Here is a 1368-nt window from a genome sequence, read left to right on the forward strand (position 1 = left end):
AAGTGCCCATGCTCGCGTCGCAGGTGATCTAAAAATTCCGTCCTGCCTCCCGGATTGATCTCGTGGGTGTGCGCCGAGCCGTTTGCGACGTAAAGCGCGCGGTTTGCGTAGTTTAGCGCGAGCTGCACATCGTGGCTGATTAGAATTATGCCGCAGCCGCTCTCGTTTAGGGATTTTAAAAGCTCGTAAATTTGAACCTGCCCCATCGTATCGATGCTCGCTAGCGGCTCATCAAGAAGTAAAATTTTAGCCTTCGCGCACAGCGCCCGCGCGATGTAAACGCGCTGTCTCTGCCCGCCGCTAAGCTCGCTGATACGGCAGTCTGCAAGGTCTTGCATGCCTACGCGCTCCAAGGCTTGCATGGCTTGCTCGCGCTCGGATTTACTGTAAAAGCCGAAAATTTTCTTATCTATCAGCCCCATTAAAACGACTTCGAGCACGCTTATGGGAAAGCTTTTGTTTATCGCGATGAACTGCGGCACGTAGCCCATTTGCGCCCTGGCAAGCGCGGGCGATCTACCTAAAATTTCGATCGCGCCCGAGCTTGGTTGCAGCAGTCCTAAAAGCAGCTTTATAAGGGTGCTTTTGCCGCCGCCGTTGGGCCCGAAAATCGCTAAAAAATCGCGCAGCTCGTAGCTTAGGTTTATATCTTTTAAAATTTCGCGTTTTTCGTAAGCAAAGTTTAAATTTCTTATCGTCACGTCCGCCATGAACGCCCTTTCGCCTAGATTTTGAAAGCATTTATTATAGCCCAAATTCGGAAAAATTGCCAAATTTTGCTATTATTACAAAAAATTTAAAGGCGAGCGGTGGAGAAAATCGGCGAAAAATCAGATGAAAATAGCTGGGATAAAAAGTCCGAAAGTTACGCTAAATTTAGCGGCGAGCCGGGCAGTTTCGGCAAGCGGGTGTTTGAGATACTGCGCGGCTGGGGCGTGAGCTTTGCTGGCAAAAGCGTGCTCGACGTGGGCGCCGGCACGGGGGTTTACTCGCTTTATCTCGCGTCGCTGGGCGCCAAGGTCACGGCGATCGATAGCTCGGAGGGGATGCTGCGCGAGCTAAGGCGCAGCGCGGAGGAGTTTGGCATCAGCTTGCAAAACGTATTAAATTTAAGCTTTGCGGAGTTTTGCGAGCGGCTGAGCTCAGGCGGCTTTGCAGACGCGGCGAGCGAAAATTTTAAAATTTATCCGCGCTCGCAAAGCGAAATTTCAAACCTGCAAGCCCAAGAAGCCCGGGCTTTAAATTTAAAAGACGCTGCGAGCAAAAACCGAGGGAGCGAAAATTTTAAAATTCCCGCAGTTTTTGACATCGCGTTTCTTACGATGAGCCCCGCGCTAAAAAGCACGGAGGATTTTGAAGCGTTTTTGG

2 protein-coding genes are annotated in these 1368 nt (G+C 50.7%); one reads left to right on the plus strand and one right to left on the minus strand.

Annotated elements, in window-relative coordinates:
* Nucleotides 1–710 (minus strand): ABC transporter ATP-binding protein (locus Q0236_RS05865; RefSeq protein WP_297915995.1); only part of this gene is annotated, 710 nt, incomplete at its 3' end.
* Nucleotides 711–809: 99 nt separating this feature from the next.
* Here Q0236_RS05865 and Q0236_RS05870 point away from each other — a divergent pair.
* A partial coding sequence (locus Q0236_RS05870) for a bifunctional 2-polyprenyl-6-hydroxyphenol methylase/3-demethylubiquinol 3-O-methyltransferase UbiG (RefSeq protein WP_297915997.1) occupies nucleotides 810–1368 on the plus strand: 559 nt, incomplete at its 3' end.

This window comes from uncultured Campylobacter sp. (assembly GCF_938031315.1).
GTDB lineage: Bacteria > Campylobacterota > Campylobacteria > Campylobacterales > Campylobacteraceae > Campylobacter_B.